The sequence below is a fragment of the Sphingomonas sp. GM_Shp_2 genome, from assembly GCF_026540875.1.
Taxonomy (GTDB): Bacteria; Pseudomonadota; Alphaproteobacteria; order Sphingomonadales; family Sphingomonadaceae; genus Sphingomonas; species Sphingomonas carotinifaciens.
Genome location: NZ_JALNUQ010000003.1, coordinates 75,102 through 95,246, shown reverse-complemented (window position 1 = coordinate 95,246; position 20,145 = coordinate 75,102). Strand labels below are relative to the sequence as shown.

At 67.8% G+C, this 20,145-nt stretch carries 18 protein-coding genes; 10 read left to right on the top strand and 8 right to left on the bottom strand.

The window, feature by feature from the left end:
- Window positions 1–42: 42 nt before the first annotated feature.
- Window positions 43–900 carry a glucose 1-dehydrogenase gene (locus OXR08_RS01955; protein WP_112382066.1) on the bottom strand — a complete coding sequence of 286 codons (858 nt, stop codon included), beginning with the start codon at window positions 898–900 and terminating at the stop codon, window positions 43–45.
- Between the two features lie 183 nt (window positions 901–1,083).
- Here OXR08_RS01955 and OXR08_RS01950 point away from each other — a divergent pair, with 183 nt between their 5' ends.
- Both OXR08_RS01950 and OXR08_RS01945 read left to right on the top strand, forming a co-directional pair.
- Entirely contained in the window at window positions 1,084–2,616 is a 1,533-nt protein-coding gene (locus OXR08_RS01950) for a CoA-acylating methylmalonate-semialdehyde dehydrogenase (protein ID WP_267347354.1), read from the top strand.
- A 59-nt stretch (window positions 2,617–2,675) separates the two neighbouring features.
- The gene (locus tag OXR08_RS01945; RefSeq protein WP_267347353.1) at window positions 2,676–3,818 is read left to right on the top strand and encodes an acyl-CoA dehydrogenase family protein; all 1,143 of its coding nucleotides are present in this window, start codon (window positions 2,676–2,678) and stop codon (window positions 3,816–3,818) included.
- A gap of 242 nt (window positions 3,819–4,060) precedes the next feature.
- Here OXR08_RS01945 and ftsH read toward each other — a convergent pair whose 3' ends face one another.
- From ftsH to OXR08_RS01915, 6 genes are all read right to left on the bottom strand, one after another.
- Complete coding sequence (gene ftsH / locus OXR08_RS01940; protein WP_149682163.1) at window positions 4,061–6,028, bottom strand: ATP-dependent zinc metalloprotease FtsH; 1,968 nt, start codon at window positions 6,026–6,028, stop codon at window positions 4,061–4,063.
- Between the two features lie 132 nt (window positions 6,029–6,160).
- Window positions 6,161–7,147, bottom strand: coding sequence for a tRNA lysidine(34) synthetase TilS (tilS, locus tag OXR08_RS01935; protein WP_267347352.1), 987 nt, complete (start codon window positions 7,145–7,147; stop codon window positions 6,161–6,163).
- A 93-nt stretch (window positions 7,148–7,240) separates the two neighbouring features.
- The gene (locus OXR08_RS01930; protein ID WP_267347351.1) at window positions 7,241–7,453 is read right to left on the bottom strand and encodes a hypothetical protein; all 213 of its coding nucleotides are present in this window, start codon (window positions 7,451–7,453) and stop codon (window positions 7,241–7,243) included.
- Window positions 7,450–7,659, bottom strand: a complete 210-nt coding sequence (locus OXR08_RS01925) for a hypothetical protein (RefSeq protein WP_112382060.1) — start codon at window positions 7,657–7,659, stop codon at window positions 7,450–7,452. Before OXR08_RS01925 ends, OXR08_RS01930 begins: the two co-directional genes overlap by 4 nt.
- 53 nt (window positions 7,660–7,712) lie before the next feature.
- Complete coding sequence (gene fumC, locus OXR08_RS01920; protein WP_267347350.1) at window positions 7,713–9,104, bottom strand: class II fumarate hydratase; 1,392 nt, start codon at window positions 9,102–9,104, stop codon at window positions 7,713–7,715.
- Window positions 9,105–9,270: 166 nt separating this feature from the next.
- Window positions 9,271–9,756 carry a ClpXP protease specificity-enhancing factor SspB gene (locus OXR08_RS01915; RefSeq protein ID WP_112382058.1) on the bottom strand — a complete coding sequence of 162 codons (486 nt, stop codon included), beginning with the start codon at window positions 9,754–9,756 and terminating at the stop codon, window positions 9,271–9,273.
- Between the two features lie 87 nt (window positions 9,757–9,843).
- Between OXR08_RS01915 and hisB the strand changes: the two genes are divergently transcribed.
- The 7 genes from hisB (at window position 9,844) to OXR08_RS01880 (ending at window position 15,016) form a co-directional block, all read left to right on the top strand.
- A complete protein-coding gene (gene hisB, locus OXR08_RS01910; protein ID WP_267347349.1) occupies window positions 9,844–10,431 on the top strand; it encodes an imidazoleglycerol-phosphate dehydratase HisB in 588 nt (195 codons plus the stop codon).
- Complete coding sequence (hisH, locus tag OXR08_RS01905) at window positions 10,428–11,033, top strand: imidazole glycerol phosphate synthase subunit HisH (protein WP_112382056.1); 606 nt, start codon at window positions 10,428–10,430, stop codon at window positions 11,031–11,033. Before hisB ends, hisH begins: the two co-directional genes overlap by 4 nt.
- Entirely contained in the window at window positions 11,030–11,764 is a 735-nt protein-coding gene (hisA, locus tag OXR08_RS01900; protein WP_267347348.1) for a 1-(5-phosphoribosyl)-5-[(5-phosphoribosylamino)methylideneamino]imidazole-4-carboxamide isomerase, read from the top strand. The genes hisH and hisA overlap by 4 nt, the downstream gene beginning before the upstream one ends.
- Window positions 11,761–12,522, top strand: coding sequence for an imidazole glycerol phosphate synthase subunit HisF (gene hisF, locus OXR08_RS01895; protein ID WP_267347347.1), 762 nt, complete (start codon window positions 11,761–11,763; stop codon window positions 12,520–12,522). Before hisA ends, hisF begins: the two co-directional genes overlap by 4 nt.
- A gap of 167 nt (window positions 12,523–12,689) precedes the next feature.
- Window positions 12,690–13,007, top strand: coding sequence for a phosphoribosyl-ATP diphosphatase (locus tag OXR08_RS01890; protein WP_267347384.1), 318 nt, complete (start codon window positions 12,690–12,692; stop codon window positions 13,005–13,007).
- A 3-nt stretch (window positions 13,008–13,010) separates the two neighbouring features.
- Window positions 13,011–13,388 carry a histidine triad nucleotide-binding protein gene (locus OXR08_RS01885; protein WP_112382053.1) on the top strand — a complete coding sequence of 126 codons (378 nt, stop codon included), beginning with the start codon at window positions 13,011–13,013 and terminating at the stop codon, window positions 13,386–13,388.
- Window positions 13,389–13,480: 92 nt separating this feature from the next.
- Window positions 13,481–15,016 (top strand): amino acid permease, encoded by a 1,536-nt coding sequence (locus tag OXR08_RS01880; RefSeq protein WP_267347346.1) that lies wholly within the window; start codon window positions 13,481–13,483, stop codon window positions 15,014–15,016.
- Window positions 15,017–15,167: 151 nt separating this feature from the next.
- Here OXR08_RS01880 and OXR08_RS01875 read toward each other — a convergent pair whose 3' ends face one another.
- Complete coding sequence (locus OXR08_RS01875; RefSeq protein ID WP_112382051.1) at window positions 15,168–17,426, bottom strand: NADP-dependent malic enzyme; 2,259 nt, start codon at window positions 17,424–17,426, stop codon at window positions 15,168–15,170.
- 123 nt (window positions 17,427–17,549) lie between these two features.
- Between OXR08_RS01875 and mutS the strand changes: the two genes are divergently transcribed.
- The gene (gene mutS / locus OXR08_RS01870) at window positions 17,550–20,120 is read left to right on the top strand and encodes a DNA mismatch repair protein MutS (protein WP_267347383.1); all 2,571 of its coding nucleotides are present in this window, start codon (window positions 17,550–17,552) and stop codon (window positions 20,118–20,120) included.
- The last annotated feature ends 25 nt before the right edge of the window (window positions 20,121–20,145 follow it).

Sequence of the window (20,145 nt, the reverse complement as noted above, 5' to 3'; positions counted from 1 at the left end):
CCGCGAAAGGGTGAGGGTAAACGAAGGCGATCGAATTCCACTCTATAGGAAGGGGCGTCCACCGGTCACCGCGATGGTGGCCCCGGTGATGTAGCTCGCTTCGTCGGTCGCCAGCATCACATAGGGCGGCGCCAGCTCGGCGGGCTGCGCCGCGCGGCCCAGCGGCGTGTTCTCGCCGAATGTCTTCACCGCCTCGGGTGGCATGGTGGAGGGGATCAGCGGCGTCCACACCGGCCCCGGCGCGACCGCGTTCACCCGGATCTTCCGCTCGGCCAGCATCTGCGCCAGGCCGGCAGTGAAATTGTGGATCGCGCCCTTGGTGGTGGCATAGGCGAGCAGTTGCTGGCTCGGCTGGTCGGCGTTGATCGAGGTCGTGTTGATGATCGACGCGCCCTCGCCCATGTGCGCGACCGCCGCCTTGGACAGGTAGAACATCGCATGGATGTTGGTGGCAAAGGTCTGCTGCCATTCCTCGTCGGGAATGTCCTCGATCGCCTGAAAGCTGCGCTGGTGCGCGGCGTTGTTGACCAGGATGTCGACCCGGCCGAACGCCTCCACCGCCTTGTCGATCACCGCGCGCGCCTGTGCCGGATCGCTGATGTCGCCGGGTACCAGCACCGCCTGCCGACCGGCTTCCTCGACCAGCCGCTTCGTCTCGGCCGCATCGTCATCCTCGTTCAGGTACGAGATCAGCACGTCGGCCCCTTCGCGCGCATAGGCGATGGCGACCGCGCGACCGATGCCACTGTCGCCGCCGGTGATCACCGCCTTCTTGCCCTCCAGACGACCGCTGCCCTTGTAGCTGGTCTCGCCATGGTCGGGGCGCGGGTCCATCGCATCGGTACGGCCGGGGATCGACTGCTGCTGTTCGGGATAAGGCGGCTGGGGACGGTCGGTCATGGGCAAGCTCCTATATCTGCTCCCCTCCCCAATGGGTTGCGGCGCTCGACGTTCCCGCTCGCGAACCTGGGTTAACGACTTTTCCCCGGCCCGATGCCGTCATTCGAGACTTGCGCGGCCAAGCAATGAAATTACAACGGTCGCAAAGAGGCCCAACAGCCCACCGAAGCGAAGGAGAGTATCATGCGCGTGATCGACCATGTGATCGCCGGTGCCGGCAGCGGCACCGCGGCGACCCGCCACGGCGAGGTGTTCGACCCCAATAGCGGCCAGGTCCAGGCCCGCGTGCCGCTGGGCACTGCCGCCGATCTCGACCGCGCCGTCGCCGCCGCTCTTGCCGCGCAGCCCGGCTGGGCGGCCACCAATCCGCAGCGCCGCGCACGCGTGATGTTCCGCTTCAAGGAGCTGGTCGAGCGCGAGATGGAAGCGCTGGCCCACCTCCTCTCCGCCGAACATGGCAAGGTCATCGCCGATTCGAAGGGCGACATCCAGCGCGGGCTGGAGGTGATCGAATTCGCCTGCGGCATCCCGCACGTCCTGAAGGGCGAATATACCCAGGGCGCCGGCCCCGGCATCGATGTCTATTCCATGCGCCAGCCACTGGGCATCGGTGCCGGCATCACCCCGTTCAATTTCCCCGGCATGATTCCGATGTGGATGTTCGGCGTCGCCATCGCGTGCGGCAATGCCTTCATCCTGAAGCCGTCGGAGCGCGACCCGTCCGTCCCCGTCCGCCTCGCCGAACTGATGCTGGAGGCCGGCGCGCCCGAGGGCATCCTGCAGGTCGTCCACGGCGACAAGGAAATGGTCGACGCGATCCTCGACCACCCCGCCATCTCCGCCGTCAGCTTCGTCGGCTCCTCCGACATCGCGCACTATGTCTATCGCCGCGGTGTCGAGGCGGGCAAGCGCGTGCAGGCAATGGGCGGCGCCAAGAATCACGGCATCGTCATGCCCGATGCCGATCTCGATCAGGTCGTCGCCGATCTGGCGGGCGCCGCCTTCGGCTCGGCGGGCGAACGCTGCATGGCGCTTCCCGTCGTCGTACCCGTCGGCGAGCGCACCGCGGACGCGCTGCGCGAGAAGCTGATCCCGGCGATCGGGGCGCTTCGGGTGGGCGTTTCTACGGATGCGGACGCGCATTACGGCCCCGTCGTCAACGCGGCGCACAAGGCGCGCGTCGAGGGCTGGATCGCCAGGGGCGTGGAGGAGGGCGCAGAGCTGGTCGTCGATGGCCGCGGCTTCTCGCTCCAGGGCCATGAACAGGGCTTCTTCATCGGCCCCTCGCTGTTCGACCATGTCACGCCCGCGATGGACAGCTACCGCGAGGAGATCTTCGGTCCTGTCCTCCAGATCGTCCGCGCGCCCGACTTCGAAACCGCGCTCCGCCTGCCGAGCGAACATCAGTATGGCAACGGCGTCGCCATCTTCACCCGCAACGGCCATGCCGCGCGCGAATTCGCGGCGCGGGTCAATGTCGGCATGGTCGGCATCAACGTGCCGATCCCGGTGCCGGTCGCCTATCACAGCTTCGGCGGCTGGAAGCGCTCCGCCTTTGGCGACGTCAACCAGCACGGGATGGAAGGCGTCCGCTTCTGGACCAAGGTGAAGACGGTGACGCAGCGCTGGCCCGACGGCTCCGCGCTCCCCACCGGCAGCGAGGATGGCGGGCCGTCGCGCGTGCAGGACGCGTTCGTCATCCCCACAATGGGATGACGCCGATCCCTCCAGCGCCCACCCCCCGGTAACCATCCGATCGCCCGAACAGGACCGCCATGACCGACCAGTTCCAGTTGACCGACGAGCAGCGCGAGATCCAGGAGCTCGCCCGCCGCTTCACCGCCGACCGCATCACCCCCTTTGCCGCCGAATGGGATGAAAAGCACATCTTCCCGCGCGACACGATCAAGGCGGCCGCCGAGCTGGGCTTCGCCGCCATCTACGTATCGGAAGAGTCGGGCGGCATCGCGCTCGGCCGGCTGGAGGCGGCGCTGATCATGGAGGCGATGGCCTATGGCTGCCCCTCTACCTCGGCCTTTATCTCGATCCACAACATGGCCTCCTGGATGATCGACCGCTACGGCGACCCCGATCTGAAGGCGCGCTACCTGCCCGATCTGGTCACCATGGACCGGCTGGCCAGCTATTGCCTGACCGAGCCCGGATCGGGTTCGGACGCGGCCGCGCTCAAGACGCGCGCGGTGCGCGACGGCGACGAGTATATCGTCACCGGCTCCAAGCAGTTCATCTCCGGCGGCGGCGAGAACGAGGTCTATGTCACCATGGTCCGCACCGGTGAGGAAGGCCCCAAGGGCATTTCCTGCCTGGTGATCGACAAGGACATGCCCGGCGTCTCGTTCGGCGCGAACGAACGCAAGCTCGGCTGGCATTCGCAGCCTACGCGCCAGGTGACGTTCGATCAGGTTCGCGTGCCCGTCGCCAACCGCGTCGGCGCGGAGGGCGAAGGCTTTCGCATCGCGATGACGGGCCTCGACGGCGGCCGCCTCAACATCGGCGCCTGTTCGCTGGGCGGTGCGCAGCGCTGCCTGGACGAAGCGATCGGCTATGTGAAGGATCGCAAGCAGTTCAACAAGGCCATCGCCGATTTCCAGGCGACGCAGTTCACGCTGGCCGACATGGCGACCGAATTGGAGGCGTCGCGCGCGCTGCTCTACCTCGCCGCCGCGAAGGTCACCGCCGACGCGCCCGACAAGACGCGCTTCGCCGCCATGGCCAAGCGCCTGGCGACCGACACCGGCTCCGCGGTCGTCGACCGCGCGCTGCAACTGCATGGCGGCTACGGCTATCTGATGGATTATCCGATCGAGCGCTTCTGGCGCGACCTGCGCGTCCATTCGATCCTGGAGGGCACGAACCAGGTCATGCGCATGATCGTCGGGCGGGACCTGTTGCGATAGAACGTCCAATGCCCTCTCCCCCACGGGGAGAGGGAGGGGACCCGCGGCTGTAGCCGTGGGGAGGGTGAGGGGCTGCCACGAAGCGCAGCACTGTTGGTCTGCCCCTCACCCTCCCACCGCTATGCGGCGGGCCCCTCCCTCTCCCCGTGGGGAGAGGGCAAATCGCACCAAAACATGTCTACACGAAAAAGGCCGCGGCTCCCTCCGGAACCGCGGCCTTTCTCACATCAAAGCCGAACCACTTACGCCCCCAAGGGACTCGGCGAACCGAACGGCCCGCTCGGCCGCCGCGTCTTCGGGATCGACGTCCCTGCCTTGGCGATCGTCACCTTCTTCGTCGAAGGATCGGGACGATCCAGATCGTCACCCGCGATCAGCGTCTTGATCTCGTCGCCCGACAACGTCTCATATTCGAGCAGCGCCCCCGCCAACAGGTGAAGCTGGTCGACATGGTCGGTCAGAACCTGCTTGGCCTTGGCCAGACCGCCCTCGACGATCGCGCGAATCTCGTCATCGATCAGCTGCTGCGTCTGGTTCGACATCCGTACCGGCTGCGACGACGAATATCCCAGGAAGGATTCGCCCTCGGGCTGCGAATATTCGACCGGGCCGACCTTGTCCGACATGCCCCATTTGGTGACCATGTCGCGCGCCAGACCGGTGGCATACTGGATGTCGCCAGACGCGCCGGAGGATACCTTGTCATAGCCGAAGATGATCTCTTCGGCGACACGGCCGCCCATCGACACCGCCAGGTTCGCGTACATCTTGTCGCGGTGATAGCTGTACGAGTCGCGTTCCGGCAGGCGCATCACCATGCCCAGCGCGCGGCCGCGCGGGATGATCGTCGCCTTGTGGATCGGGTCGGAGGCAGGCTCGTGCAGCGCCACGATCGCGTGACCGGCCTCGTGATAGGCGGTCATCCGCTTCTCGTCGTCGGTCATCACCATCGAACGCCGCTCGGCGCCCATCATCACCTTGTCCTTGGCTTCCTCGAACTCGGCCATGGCGACAAGCCGCTTGGACTTGCGCGCCGCCATCAGCGCCGCCTCGTTGACGAGGTTGGCGAGATCGGCGCCCGAGAAGCCCGGCGTGCCGCGTGCGATCGTGCGGGCATCGACGTCGGGGGCCAGCGGCACCTTCTTCATGTGCACTTCGAGGATCTTGACGCGACCATCGATATCCGGGCGCGGCACCACGACCTGACGGTCGAAACGACCGGGACGCAGCAGCGCGGGGTCCAGCACGTCGGGACGGTTGGTCGCCGCGATGATGATGATGCCCTCGTTCGCCTCGAAGCCGTCCATCTCGACCAGCAGCTGGTTCAGCGTCTGCTCGCGCTCGTCATTGCCGTTGCCGAGACCGGCACCACGATGACGGCCGACCGCATCGATTTCGTCGATGAAGACGATGCACGGCGCGGACTTCTTGGCCTGCTCGAACATGTCGCGGACGCGGCTCGCGCCGACGCCGACGAACATCTCCACGAAGTCCGAACCCGAGATGGTGAAGAACGGCACGCCCGCCTCACCCGCAATGGCGCGGGCAAGCAGCGTCTTGCCGGTACCCGGCGAGCCGACCAGCAGCGCCCCCTTCGGGATCTTGCCGCCGAGGCGTGCGAACTTCGACGGGTCCTTCAGGAACTCGACGATCTCCTGCAATTCCTCGCGCGCCTCGTCGATGCCGGCGACGTCGTCGAAGGTGACCTTGCCTTCCTTCTGCGTCAGCATGCGCGCACGGCTCTTGCCGAAGCCCATCGCACCACTGGCGCCGCCGCCCTTCTGCATCTGGCGCAGCACGAAAAAGGCGATGCCCAGGAAAAGCAGGAACGGCAGCGCGTTGTAGATCATCAGCATCCACACCGAGGGACCCTCATCCACCTTGGCGGTGAAGGTCACGCCCTTTTCGCGCAGGCGCGGGATGAGTTGCGAGTCCTGCACCGGCGTCGTGCGGAACGCCTCGCCGGACGACAACGTGCCGGTGATCGATTCGCGCGAGATCACGGCGTCCTTCACCGTGCCCTCGTCCACCTTGTCCAGGAAGGTCGAATATTCGATCTGGTTGCCACGCGCGGTCGCGGTCCGGCCGTCGAACATCGTCACGAACAGGGCCAGGGCCAGCAGAATGCCCACCCAGACCAGCAGGCTTTTCATCCAGGGATTGCCCCCACCATCATTGCCGGGGCCAGGCTGCTTGTCGTGGTCGCTCATCGGTGCGTGATACCTTTCCGACTGCCAAGATAGGCGCGGCCCGGTTAATGGCAATGGAACAACCCCGATCAATGTGATCGCCGGGCGCATAAGGGCGTCGAACGGCCCGAAATGCCGCCGGTTTCGCCCTGGTCAGCCGGTCCGCCGCGGCGGCGCCGGGCGGAATCGCCACATGTCCCCCCGCGCGCTGCCGATCACGCCCGCCTGCGTCGCCCGCCGCCCCTCGGCCAGACCGTCGAGCAACGCCTCGATCTGCGCCGATTCGCTCCATGGCGGCGTCGTGATGCCCGCCGCCTCGCGCACCGTGCCGATCGCCCGCCGCACCAGCCGCCGCGTCACCTCACGCGGCAGTCCCGCCGCCAGCAGCCGCACATTGTCCCCATCCACCTGCGCCCGCTCGCCCCAGAACCATTCGACCGTCGCGCGGATGTCGCCGTCCGCCTCCGCCAGCAACGCCGCGGCGCGCGCCAGATGCGGCGGGTCAAGCCACTCGTTGCGGTCCAGCAACTGGCGAAAGCGGGTCCGGTCGTGTCGCGGATCGGCATTGGCGGGATCGTCCACGAACGGCGCCTCGGCCCGGCGGACGATCGCGCGCAGCTCGGCACGCCGCCATTCCAGCAGGGGCCGCACCACCGCGATCCCGGCGATCACCGTCCGCGCGCGCACCCCGGACAGGCCCGACAGCCCCGATCCCCGCGCCGCGCGCATCAGAAACGTCTCCGCCTGATCGTCGACATGATGCGCGGTCGCGATCGCCTCGGCCCCGATCACCCGCGCATGCTCGGCAAGGAGCGCATAGCGCGCGGTGCGGGCCCGTGCCTGGATGCTGGAGCCGGTAATCGGCTCGGGCGGGACCAGCGTGGCGTGGGGCACGCCCAGCGTTTCGCACAGCCTGGCCACCATCGCCGCCTCCGCCGCCGCTTCGGGTCGCAGGCGATGATCCACCGTCGCCGCCCTGATCCGCCCCGGCATTGCCGCCGCCGCCAGCAGCAGCATCGCCATGCTGTCCGGACCACCGGATACCGCCAGCAGCACGGTGGCCGGCTGGTGATTCAGCGCGGCGGTCAGGTCGGCTGCAAAGCGCGCTTCCTGCGCAGCGGCCGTGGCATCGGGGGACATGGATCGACTCGGGGATCTACTGGAGGAGAAACGCAAAACGGGTGCGCCCCGTGGCGCACCCGCTTTCGTTTCGCAAGTCCGTGTCGCCGGGCATCAGTAGCGGGGCGGCACGCCCTGCTTGCTCATGCGGCGGCGGTCATAGGCCTTCTTTGCCGCATATCCGCCACCCAGCACCAGACCCAGCGGACCCAGCCGGCGCATGCCCCCGGCGACCATCGCGCCCAGTGCCGCACCCTTCAGTCCGCCCGAGCCGTCACGCCGGCTCATCTCGCGCCCGACCAGCGCACCAACAATCTTACCGATCATGCCACTTCTCCAAAAACCTTGTCCTTCAGTTCACCGGCACCGCGCAGCACGGCCCAGCCGACCGCGTAGGTGATGGCGATGGGCACCACGACCTTCAGCACATTGGCGGTGATCGCGCCGATCAGCGCCCCGTCCGCGGCGCTGTCGTCGCCGCTCATGCTGTCGATCGCTCCGCCGACCAGCGCGCCTATCGTTGTTGCACCCATGTAAACGATCTCCTTTGTGCAAAGATGTTCGGGCCGGCGGATGGTTCCCGCGCCTATCGCCCGATCATCGCCTCGGGACGGACGACGCGGTCGAAGGTCGCCTCGTCGACCAGCCTCAGTTCGAGTCCCGCCTGCTTCAGCGTCTGGCCCTGCTGGTGCGCATGCTTGGCGATCTTGGCGGCATTGTCGTACCCGATCTCGGGCGCCAGCGCGGTGACCAGCATCAGCGAACGATCGACCAGTTCGCCGATCCGCTCGCGATTGGCGGTCATCCCATCCACCGTCCGCTCGGCAAAGCTTTCCATCGCCACGCTGAGCAGCGTGATCGAGCGCAGCACAGCCGCCCCGATCAGCGGCTTGAAGACGTTCAGCTCCATATGCCCCTGCAACCCACCGATTGTGACGGCGGTGTTGTTGCCCATCACCTGCGCGGCGACCATCGTCATCATCTCGGCCTGGGTCGGGTTGACCTTGCCCGGCATGATCGAGCTGCCGGGCTCGTTGGCCGGCAATTCCAGTTCGCCGAGACCAGAGCGCGGCCCCGACCCCAGCAGCCGGATATCGTTGGCGATCTTGGTCAGCGCCACCGCCAGCACGTTCAGCGTGCCGTGCAGGTCGACCAGCCCGTCATTCGATGCCAGCGCCTCGAACTTGTTGGGCGCGGTGACGAACGGCAGGCCGGTCAGTCCGGCGATCTCCGCGGCCACCGCCTCGGCGAACCCGGCCGGCGCGTTCAGCCCGGTGCCGACCGCGGTGCCCCCTTGCGCCAGCGGCATGATGTTGCGCTCCAGCGTGCCGGCGATCCGGTCGCGCGCATTGGCGAGTTGCTGGATATAACCGGAAAATTCCTGGCCCAGCGTCAGCGGCGTCGCATCCTGCAAATGGGTACGCCCGATCTTGACCAGATCGCCCCATTCCGCCGCCTTGGCCGCCAGCGCGTCGTGCAGCCGGTCGAGCGCCGGATAAAGCTGCCCCGCCACCGCCAGCGCGGCGGCGACATGCAGGGCGGTCGGAAAGGTATCGTTGGAGGATTGGCCGCGATTCACATCGTCATTGGGATGCACCGGGCTCTTGCCGCCGCGCGTGCCGCTCAGCACTTCGTTGGCGCGGCCCGCGATCACCTCGTTGGCGTTCATGTTGGACTGGGTGCCGGACCCCGTCTGCCAGATGACGAGCGGAAACTGGTCGTCCAGCCTGCCCGCCACCACCTCGGCCGCCGCCGACTCGATCGCGTCGGCCTTTGCCGCGTCCAGGCCATGCCTGCGGTTCACCCGCGCCGCCGCCTGCTTCACGATGGCGAGCGCCCGGACGATCTCCACCGGCATCCGCTCACGCGGGCCGAAGGGGAAATTTTCCAGGCTGCGTTCGGTCTGCGCGCCCCAATAGGCGTCGGCGGGAACGTCGATCGGGCCGATCGAATCGGTTTCGGTGCGGGTGTGGCTCATGCCCGAAGGGACGCCCACCACCAAAAAGGGTTCCCTGAGCCTCAAAGCCTTCTCCCCTCGGGGAGAAGGAGGGGACCCGCGGCGAAGCCGTGGGGAGGATGAGGGGCCGACCAGCAGTGCTACGCTGATTGCCCCTCATCCTCCCGTGGGGAAGAAGGGTAAGACCCTATTTCTTCCGCTTGAAGTCCACCGCGACGACGTTGCTGCCATCCTCGACCGGCGTGGCGACGGGGCCGTCATTTTCCGCCTCGTCATGCGGCTCGGGACCATCGTTCGGCCCTTCGGTCGCCTGGAAGCGCAGCTCGAAATTCACCGCCGGATCGTGGAAGCCGGTGATCGCCGAATAGGGAATGTTCAGCTTCGACGGCACCTGGTTGAAGCTCAGCCCCACCGAGAAGCGCGAGTCGTCGACCAGCAGGTCCCAGTAGCGATTCTGCAGCACGATCGTCATCTCGTCCGGGAACCGGTCGATCAGCCGCTGGGGGATATCCACCCCCGGCGCCTGCGTCTTGAAGGTGATGTAGAAATGGTGGTCGCCGGGCAATCCGCCGGCCGCCGCCACGGACCCGAGCACGCGGCCCACCACGGCGCGCAGCGCCTCCTGCACGATTTCATCGTACGGAATCAGGCTGTCTGGCAATCCATCGGTCATGCCCCTTGGACTAGCGGGGTTTGGTGGCGGGTCAAGATTGCTTGGGCCCAAGATTGCATGGAACGCGCCGTAGGGTATGGGGCAGGCATGCGCACCGCCACCGTCCACCGCGCCACCGCGGAAACCGCCATCGACGTGACCGTCAACCTCGACGGGACCGGCCGCTATGCCAACGAAACCGGCATCGGCTTTCTCGATCACATGCTCGACCAGCTTGCCCGCCATTCGCTGATCGACCTGGAGGTGAAGGTCGCGGGCGACCTGCATATCGATGGCCACCACACCACCGAGGATGCCGGGCTGGCGATCGGACAGGCCTTCGCCAAGGCGCTGGGCGACAAGCGCGGCATCCGCCGCTACGGCGAGGCCTTGTCGCCGATGGACGAGACGCTGACCCGCATCGCGCTCGACATTTCCGGGCGGCCCTGGCTGGTCTGGAACGCGACATTCACCGTTCAGTCGCTCGGCACGCTGCAGACCGAGATGATCGAGCATTTCTTCCACAGCTTCGCGCAGGAGGCGGGCATCACCCTCCACGTCGATCTGCTGCATGGTCACAACAACCACCACATCGCCGAAAGCCTGTTCAAGGGCCTGGCGCGGGCGCTGCGCATGGCGGTGGAGATCGACCCGCGCAAGGCGGACGCCGTCCCCTCGACCAAGGGCGTGCTGTGACGCTGGCGCTGATCGATATCGAATCGGGCAACCTGCATTCGGTGGAAAACGCGCTGCGTGCCGCCGGCGCGACCGATATCGTCATCACCGCCGACCCGGATGTGGTGGCAAGGGCGGACCGCATCGTCCTGCCCGGCGTCGGCGCGTTCGGGGCATGTGCGGCCAATCTGCGCCGGGTCGACGGGTTGGAGGAAGCCCTGCGCACCGCCGCGCTGGACCGCGCCCGCCCGTTCCTCGGCGTCTGCGTCGGCATGCAGTTGCTGGCCGACGCCGGCGAGGAGATGGGCACGCATCGTGGGCTCGGCTGGGTTCCCGGCCGCGTCCGGCGGCTGGAGCCTGGCACGATGGCGGCCAAGGTGCCGCACATGGGCTGGAACGACGTGGTGCCGACCACCGGCCACCCGCTCATCGTGCCCGGCGAGGCCTATTTCCTCCACAGCTATGCCTTTGAGGGCGAGCATGTCCTCGCCACCACCGACCATGCCGGCCCGGTCACCGCGGCGATCGGCCGCGACACGGTGATCGGCGTGCAGTTTCACCCCGAGAAGAGCCAGCGCTACGGCATCGATCTTCTTTCCCGTTTCCTGGAGTGGCAACCGTGAGCCTGATCGTCTTTCCCGCCATCGATCTGAAGGGTGGCCAAGTCGTCCGCCTCGCCGAAGGCGATATGGACCGTGCCACCGTCTATGGCGACGATCCCGCGCACCAGGCTGAATTGTTCGCGGAAAGCGGCGCGCAGCATCTCCATGTCGTCGATCTCGACGGTGCCTTTGCCGGCAGGTCGGTGAACGGTGACGCGGTGCGCGGCATCGTGTCGCGCTTTCCGGGCCATGTGCAACTGGGCGGCGGCATCCGCACGCCCGAAAGCGTGGAGCAATGGTTCGATCTCGGCGTGTCGCGCGTCGTGATCGGTACCGCCGCGCTCGAAAACCCCGATTTCGTCCGCGACATGGCACGTGCCTTCCCCGGCGGCATCGTCGTCGCGGTCGATGCCAGGGACGGCATGGTCGCGACCAAGGGCTGGGCGGACGTCTCCACCGTCACCGCCACCGACCTTGCCCGCCGGTTCGAGGATGCCGGCGTCGCCGCTTTGCTCTTCACCGATGTCGGCCGCGACGGGCTGCTCAAGGGCTGCAATGTCGAGGCGACGGTCGATCTCGCGCGCAGCGTCGACATCCCCGTCATCGCCAGCGGCGGCGTCGCGGGGATCGGCGACATCCACATGCTCGCCGTCCATCACCGCGACGGAGTGGAAGGCGTGATCACCGGCCGCGCGCTTTATGACGGCCGGCTCGACCTCGCCGCGGCGATCAGCGTGGCGAACGCGGCATGACGGTTCGCGCACGCGTCATCCCCTGTCTCGACGTGGCGAACGGCCGCGTCGTCAAGGGCGTCAATTTCGTCGACCTGATCGATGCGGGCGACCCGGTCGAACAGGCACGCGCCTATGACGCCGCCGGTGCGGACGAACTCTGCTTCCTCGACATCACCGCCAGCCACGAGGCACGCGGCACCATCCTCGACGTGGTACGCCGCACCGCTGCGGTCTGCTTCATGCCGCTGACCGTGGGCGGGGGCGTCCGCTCCGCCGACGATGCCCGCGCGCTGCTGCTCGCAGGCGCGGACAAGGTCGCGGTCAATTCCGCCGCGGTCACCCGCCCCGAAATCGTCGCCGACATCGCCGAACGCTTCGGCAGCCAGTGCTGCGTCGCCTCGATCGACGCGCGGCGGACGGAGGACGGCTGGGAGGTGTTCACTCACGGCGGCCGGCGCGCGACCGGGATCGATGCGGTCCAACACGCGCTGCGCCTCGCCGATCTCGGCGCTGGCGAACTGCTCGTCACCTCGATGGACCGCGACGGCACCCGCGGCGGCTATGACCTCGACCTGATCCGCGCCATCGCCGACCGCACCAGCGTTCCGGTCGTCGCCTCGGGCGGGGTCGGCACGCTGGACGATCTGGTCGCTGGCGTCCGCGACGGCCACGCCTCGGCGGTCCTCGCCGCCTCGATCTTCCATTTCGGCGAGGCCACCGTCGCCGACGCCCATCGTGCGCTTTCCGCCGCTGGCGTACCGGTCCGGTCGCACTGAATGGGATCCACGGCGCAGGCTCCGGTCCACCCACCCAGAACGCACCCCGAACTCTCCGACCTCGCGCTCTTCGCCTGCGCCGTCGCCGCGATCTGGTTCGTCCGCCGCCGCCTGCGCGGACGCCGCCGGGATTGACCGCGCCCGCCGCAGCCGCCACCACGGCCGCCATGGACGCCTTCCACCGCCTCGAAGCCACCATCCGCGACCGGCGCACCGCCGACCCCGCCACCTCCTACGTCGCCAGCCTCTTCGCCAAGGGCCGCCCCAAGATCGCGCAGAAGCTGGGCGAGGAGGCGGTGGAAACGGTGATCGCCGCCATGGCACAGCCCGACAAGCTCGTCTCCGAAGCGGCCGACCTGATGTTCCACCTGTGCGTGCTGCTCGCCGACGCCGGCCTCGACCTGGACGATGTCCGCGCCGAACTCGACCGCCGCGAAGGATTGTCCGGCCATGCCGAAAAGGCCGCGCGTACCCAAGGAGCCTGACCGATGCCGATCGATGCCACCCAGCCCTATGACGACGGGAACATCTTTGCGAGGATCCTGCGAAACGAGATCCCGTCCAGCCGCGTGTACGAGGATGAATGGGCCGTCGCCTTTCACGACATCGCACCCGTCGCCCCGCAGCACATCCTGGTCATCCCGCGCGGCGCTTACGTCTCGTGGGACGATTTCACCGCCCGCGGTTCCGATGCGGAGATCGCCGGCTTCGTCCGTGCGGTCGGCCATGTCGCGCGCGAGGCCGGACTGGTGGCGCCCGGCTACCGCCTGCTGGCCAATATCGGCGGCGATGCCGGGCAAGAAGTGCCGCATCTTCACGTACATATCTTCGGCGGCCGGCCACTCGGGCCCATGCTGGCGCGATAGGGATTGCGCGCAATAAAATTGCAGCTAACCTACGATCCCATCCAAGACCACGGGCGCACACGGTGCCCGGCTCCCCGGGGGGATTTAAGTACATGATTTTTGGGCGCGTTAAGCCTTTGGACGCCATTTTGGCGACCGCCGAGAAGCGAGGCCTCGAACGCACGCTCGGCGCCTTCCAGCTCACCATGCTGGGCATCGGTGCAGTGATCGGCACCGGCATCTTCGTTCTGACGTCGGAGGCCGCGCAAAAGGCGGGCCCCGGCATGATGATCTCGTTCGTCATCGCCGGGTTCGTCTGCGCGGTGGCCGCGCTCTGCTATTCCGAACTCGCCTCGATGGTCCCGGTCGCCGGGTCCGCCTACACCTATACCTATGCCGTGATGGGCGAGCTGCTCGCCTGGATGGTCGGCTGGGCGCTGATCCTGGAATATGCGGTCGGCGCCTCGGCGGTGGCGGTCGGCTGGTCCGGTTATGTCGTCGGGCAGTTGCGCAACCTGCTGGGCATCGACATTCCGATGGAATGGGTGAACGGCCCGTCCGCAGGCGGCTATGTCAACCTGCCGGCGATGATCATCACCGTTCTCGTGACCTGGCTGCTGGTCGTCGGCACCACGGAGAGCGCACGCGTCAACGCGGTGCTGGTCGCGATCAAGGTGGCCGCCCTCACGCTGTTCATCGTGCTGTCCATCCCGATGATGAACGTCGAAAATTTCCAGCCCTTCATGCCCACCGGCATGGTCGGCGTGGCGGGGGCCGCGGCCTCGATCTTCTTTGCCTATGTCGGCTTCGACGCGGTCTCGACCGCGGCGGAGGAAACCAAGAACCCGCAGCGCAACGTGCCGATCGGCCTGATCGCATCGCTGCTCTTCTGCACCATCTTCTATATCCTGGTGTCGGCCGGCGCGATCGGATCGCCGCTGGGCGCGCAGCCGGTGCGCGATGCGGCCGGAACGCTGCTCGCCCCCGGTTCGTCCGAGATCGCCGCCCGCTGCCAGGCGCTGGTCGCGGGCGGTGCACTGGAGCCCCTGCCCTGCTCGCGCGAGGCGCTGGCCCATGTGCTGCGCACCTTCGGCTGGGTGAAGGTCGGCAACCTGATCGGCCTTGCCGCCACGCTGGCGCTTCCCTCGGTCGTGCTGATGATGATGTTCGGCCAGACCCGCGTGTTCTTCACCATGGCGCGTGACGGCCTGCTGCCCGACAAGCTCGCCTCGGTGCATCCGCGCTACAAGACGCCGCACGTCGTGACGGTCGTCACCGGCATCGCCGCCACCATCGCCGCCGCCTTCCTGCCGGTGGGCAAGCTGGCCGATTATTCCAATTCGGGCACGCTGTTCGCCTTCTTCATGGTGGCGATCTCGGTGCTGGTGCTGCGCAAGGTCGACCCGACCCGCCATCGCCCCTTCCGCACCCCCGCCATCTGGATCGTCGCCCCGCTCGCGATCGTCGGCTGTCTGTACCTGTATTTCTCGCTGCCGCTGATCGCGATCCTGGTGCTGCCGGTATGGGGGGCGCTGGGGCTGCTCATCTATTTCGGCTACAGCCGCCGCCGCAGCTATGTCGGCCGCGGGATCATCGACGTGGTGGACGACCCCGCGATGCAGCCGGAGATCGCCAAGCCGCTCGACTGACGGCTAGGCCGATCGACGCAAAAAAGGGGCCGGGGGAGCGATCCTCCGGCCCCTTTTTCGTGGGAACATCCCTGATCAGGTCACCATAACAAAAAGGGCCGGGGGATCGCTCCCCCGGCCCTTCGATCATGTCCCGATCGCCCCGCGGGCGTTACCGCGCGATACCGCCCGCCGCCAGCACCGCCAGCGTCACCAGCTCGCTGGCCGTGGAGGTCATCGGCGCGATCTGCACCGGCTTTTCCATGCCGATCAGCATCGGGCCGATCATGTCGTCGCCACCCAGTTCGCGCAGCAGCTTGGCCGAGATATTGGCCGATTGCAGCCCCGGCATGATGAGGACGTTCGCCGGCCCCGACAGCCGCGCGAAAGGAAAGTTCTTCATCTGCTTCGGGTTCAGCGCCACGTCCGGCGCCATCTCGCCCTCATATTCGAAGCTGACCTGTCGGCGGTCGAGCGCCGCCACGCCCGCCCGGACATTGTCGATCCATTGGCCATGCGGGTTGCCGAAGGTCGAGTAGCTGAGGAACGCCACCCGTGGCTCATGCCCCATGCGGCGCGCCACCGCCGCGGTGCGCTCGGCGATATCGGCCAGTTCCTCGCCCGACGGCCGCTCGTTCACCGTGGTGTCGGCGATGAACACGGTGTGGCTCTGCCCGACCAGCAGGTGGATGCCGAACGGCACCTTGCCGTCCACCGGATCGATCACCCGGCGCACGTCGCGGAAGGTCTTGGCATAGGTGCGGGTGACGCCGGTGATCATCGCATCGGCATGGCCGAGCTGGAGCAGCGTCGCGGCAAAGGTGTTGCGGTCCTGGTTGATCAGCCGCTCGGCATCGCGGCGCAGATAGCCGCGGCGCTGCAGCCGCTCGTACAGGAAGTCGACCATCTCCGGCACTAGGGTCGAGGTGCGGCTGTTATGCACCTCATATTCCTCGGGCTTTGACACGCCGAGCGCCGCCAGCCGGTCATGGACATCGTCGCGTCCGACCAGCACCGGGATACCATAGCCGCCTTCCTTGAACGCGATGGCGGCGCGCAGCACCACCTCTTCCTCGCCCTCGGCGAACAGCACGCGCTTGGGATGCGCCCGTGCGCCCTCATAGGCCATGGTCAGCACCGACGTCGTCGGGTTCAGGCGCGCGCGCAGCTTCTGGCGATACGCCGCCATGTCCAGGATCGGCCGCGTCGCCACGCCCGAATCCATTGCCGCCTTGGCGACGGCGGAGGGCACCAGTTCCATCAGCCGCGGATCGAACGGCGCCGGAATGATATATTCGGGGCCGAAGCTGTGCTGCGTGCCGTAAGCCAGCGCCACTTCCTCCGGCACGCGCTGGCGCGCCAGTTCCGCGATGGCATTGGCGGCGGCGATCTTCATCTCGTCGTTGATGCCCGTCGCGCGCACGTCCAGCGCGCCGCGGAAGATGAAGGGGAAGCCGATGACGTTGTTGACCTGGTTCGGATAATCCGACCGGCCGGTCGCCACGATCGCGTCGGGCCGGGCCGCTTTGGCCAGTTCGGGGCGGATTTCCGGCTCCGGATTGGCCATTGCAAAGATGATCGGCGACTTGGCCATGTCCTTGACCATCTCGGGCTTCAGCGCGCCCGCGGCCGACAGCCCCAGGAACACGTCCGCGCCGTGCAGCGCCTCGGTCAGGGTGCGGCGATCGGTGACCGCGGCATGCGCCGACTGCCACTGGTTGATGTCGTCGCGCCCCTGATAGATCACGCCCGTGCGGTCGCACATGATGACGTTGTTCTGGCGGACGCCCATCGCCTTCATCAATTCGGTGCAGGCGATCGCGGCGGCGCCCGCGCCGTTCACGACGACCTTCACGTCCTCCAGCTTCCGGTTGGTCAGCAGGCAGGCGTTGATCAGGCCGGCGGCGCAGATGATCGCGGTGCCGTGCTGGTCGTCGTGGAAGACCGGGATGTTCATCCGCTCGCGCAGCGTCTGCTCGATGATGAAGCATTCCGGCGCCTTGATGTCCTCAAGGTTGATGCCGCCAAAGCTCGGCTCCATCAGCTCGATCGCATCGATCAGGCGATCGACGTCTTCGGTCTTCAGCTCGATATCGATCGAGTCGACATCGGCGAAGCGCTTGAAGAGCACCGCCTTGCCCTCCATCACCGGCTTGGAGGCGAGCGCGCCCAGATTGCCGAGACCCAGGATCGCCGTGCCGTTGGAGATCACCGCGACCAGATTGCCCTTGGCGGTATAGTCATAGGCGGTGGCGGGATCGTCGGCGATCGCCTTAACCGGCACGGCCACGCCCGGCGAATAGGCCAGTGCCAGGTCGCGCTGCGTCGCCATCGGCTTGGATGCGATGATCTCGATCTTGCCCGGCCGCCCCTCGGAGTGGAACAGCAGTGCTTCGCGCTCGGAAAACTGGTCGGTGGGTTCTTCGGACATGGGCGACCTTCGTATGCGGATAACGGGACGCTACGGCTCTTGAAGCTTTCGCCCCCCGCTTTCAAGGCCGTTGCCCGCGCGCGGTGCAACCCCTAACCGGTGGCCATGTCCGCTCCCACCCCGATGATGGCCCAGTATCTCGCGCTCAAGGCGGAGGCCGAGGATTGCCTGCTCTTCTACCGCATGGGCGACTTTTTCGAACTTTTCTTTGAAGATGCGCGGGTTGCAAGCGGCGTGCTGGACATCGCCCTCACCAGCCGCGGCGAGCATGCGGGCGAGAAGATCCCGATGTGCGGCGTGCCCGTCCATGCCGCCACCGCCTATCTGCAACGCCTGATAAAGGCGGGGCACCGCGTCGCCATCGCCGAACAGACCGAAACTCCGGCCGAGGCCAAGGCGCGCGGCGGATCAAAGGCACTGGTCGCGCGCGGCATCGTTCGCGTCGTCACCGCCGGAACGTTGACCGAGGAGGCGCTGCTGGATGCCCGCACCGACAATTGGTGCGTCGCCATCGGTGAAGCGGGCGGCGAGGTCGCGCTGGCCGCCGCCGATGTCTCCACCGGCCGCTTCCTGGTGATCGACGCCAGCGCCGATGCGATCGGCGCCGAGCTTGCCCGCCTTGCGCCTGCCGAGACGATCGCCAGCGAGACGGGCGATTACACCCAGGCCGCCACCGGCCTGCGCCCCAGGGCGGATTTCGACAGCGCAGGCGGCGAGGCGCGGCTGAAGCGTCTGTTCGGCGTCGCCACGCTGGATGGCTTCGGCCAGTTCGGTCGTGCCGCGCTCGCCGCCGCCGGCGGGCTCGTCGCCTATCTCGACCACACCGCCAAGGGTGCCCTTCCCTTCCTCCGCCCGCCCGTACTGGTGCAGGCGGCGGGGACGATGGCGATCGACGCTGCCACGCGCGACAGCCTGGAGCTCACCTGCACCACCGGCGGCCAGCGCAAGGGCTCGCTGCTCGACACCGTGGATCGCACCGTGACCGGCGCCGGCGCCCGCGCGCTTGGCGGCGATATCGGTGCGCCGTTGATGGACCGTGCCGCGGTCGAGGCGCGGCTGGATCTGGTGCAATTCTTCCATGACGATCCGGCGCTGCGCGAAACCCTGCGCGGCGCCCTGCGCGCGCTACCCGATATCGGCCGCGCCCTCGGCCGCCTCGTCGCCCGTCGCGGCTCCCCACGCGACCTCGGCCAGCTTCGCGACGGTCTCGACGGCGCATGGCGGCTCGCCGACCGGCTGGGGGACGGCCCTGCCCTCCTCGAGCAGGTCGTGCCGCAGTTGCGCGGCCACGGCGCGCTGATCGACCTGCTCGCCCGCGCGCTCGTCCCCTCCCCCCCGATCGAGGCGTCGGACGGCGGCTATATCGCGGCGGGCTATGATGCGGCGCTCGACGATCTGCGCGACACCGGTGCCGGCGGCCGCCGCGCGATCGCCGCGCTGGAGGCGGAGTTCCGCACCCAGACCGGCATCACGACGCTCAAGATCCGCCATAACGGTGTGCTCGGCTATCATGTCGAGGTGCCGGCGCGCGCCGCCGACGCGCTGATGAAGCCCGACTCGGGCTTTACCCACCGCCAGACCCTGGCCGGTGTCGTCCGCTTCAACACCCCCGCGCTGCACGAGGTCGCCGCGAAAGTGTCGCAGGCCGGCGCCCATGCCCTCGCTGCCGAGGCCGCGCATCTGGAGGAACTGATCGCCCAGGCGCTCGCCGCGCGCGACCGGATCGCCGCCACCGCCGATGCGCTTGCCCGGCTGGACGTGGCGAGCGCACTGGCCGAGCGCGCAGCGGAGGGCGGCTGGGTCCGCCCCGAACTGGTCGATCATGCCTGTTTCGAGGTGACGGGCGGCCGCCATCCGGTGGTCGAGGCCGCGGTCGCACGCTCGGGCGAGCGTTTCGTCGCCAATGACTGCCAGTTGTCGGAAGGGTCGCGGCTCTGGCTGGTCACCGGGCCGAACATGGGCGGCAAATCCACCTTTCTGCGCCAGAATGCACTGATCGCGGTGCTGGCGCAGGCGGGCAGCTACGTTCCCGCCACCCGCGCGCGCATCGGGCTGGTCGATCGCCTGTTCAGCCGCGTCGGCGCGTCGGACAATCTCGCGCGCGGCCGCTCGACCTTCATGGTCGAGATGGTGGAAACCGCCGCGATCCTGGCGCAGGCGACGCCGCGCAGCCTGGTCATCCTGGACGAGGTCGGCCGCGGCACCTCCACCTATGACGGGCTCGCCATCGCCTGGGCGGTGGTGGAGGCGATCCACGAGGATAATCGCTGCCGCTGCCTGTTCGCGACGCATTACCATGAACTGACCCGGCTGGCGGAGCGCTGCGAAGCGCTCAGTCTCCATCATGTCCGCGCGCGCGAATGGAAGGGCGAACTGGTGCTGCTGCACGAGGTCGCGACCGGCCCCGCCGACCGCAGCTACGGCCTCGCCGTCGCCCGCCTCGCCGGCATGCCCCCCGCCACCATCGCCCGCGCCAAGTCCGTCCTCGCCCGGCTCGAGGCCGGCCGCGCCCGGACCGGCGGGCTCGCCGCCGGTCTGGACGACCTCCCTCTCTTCGCCGCCGTCGCCCAGGCCGAGGAAGAGCAATGCGACGCCATCCGCAGCGCGGTGGAGGCGATCGACGTCGACAGCCTGTCCCCGCGCGAGGCGCTCGACGCGCTCTACCGGCTGAAGGCGCTGGCACGGGACGGATAAGGAACCGCCCCCGACCATCTGCGTA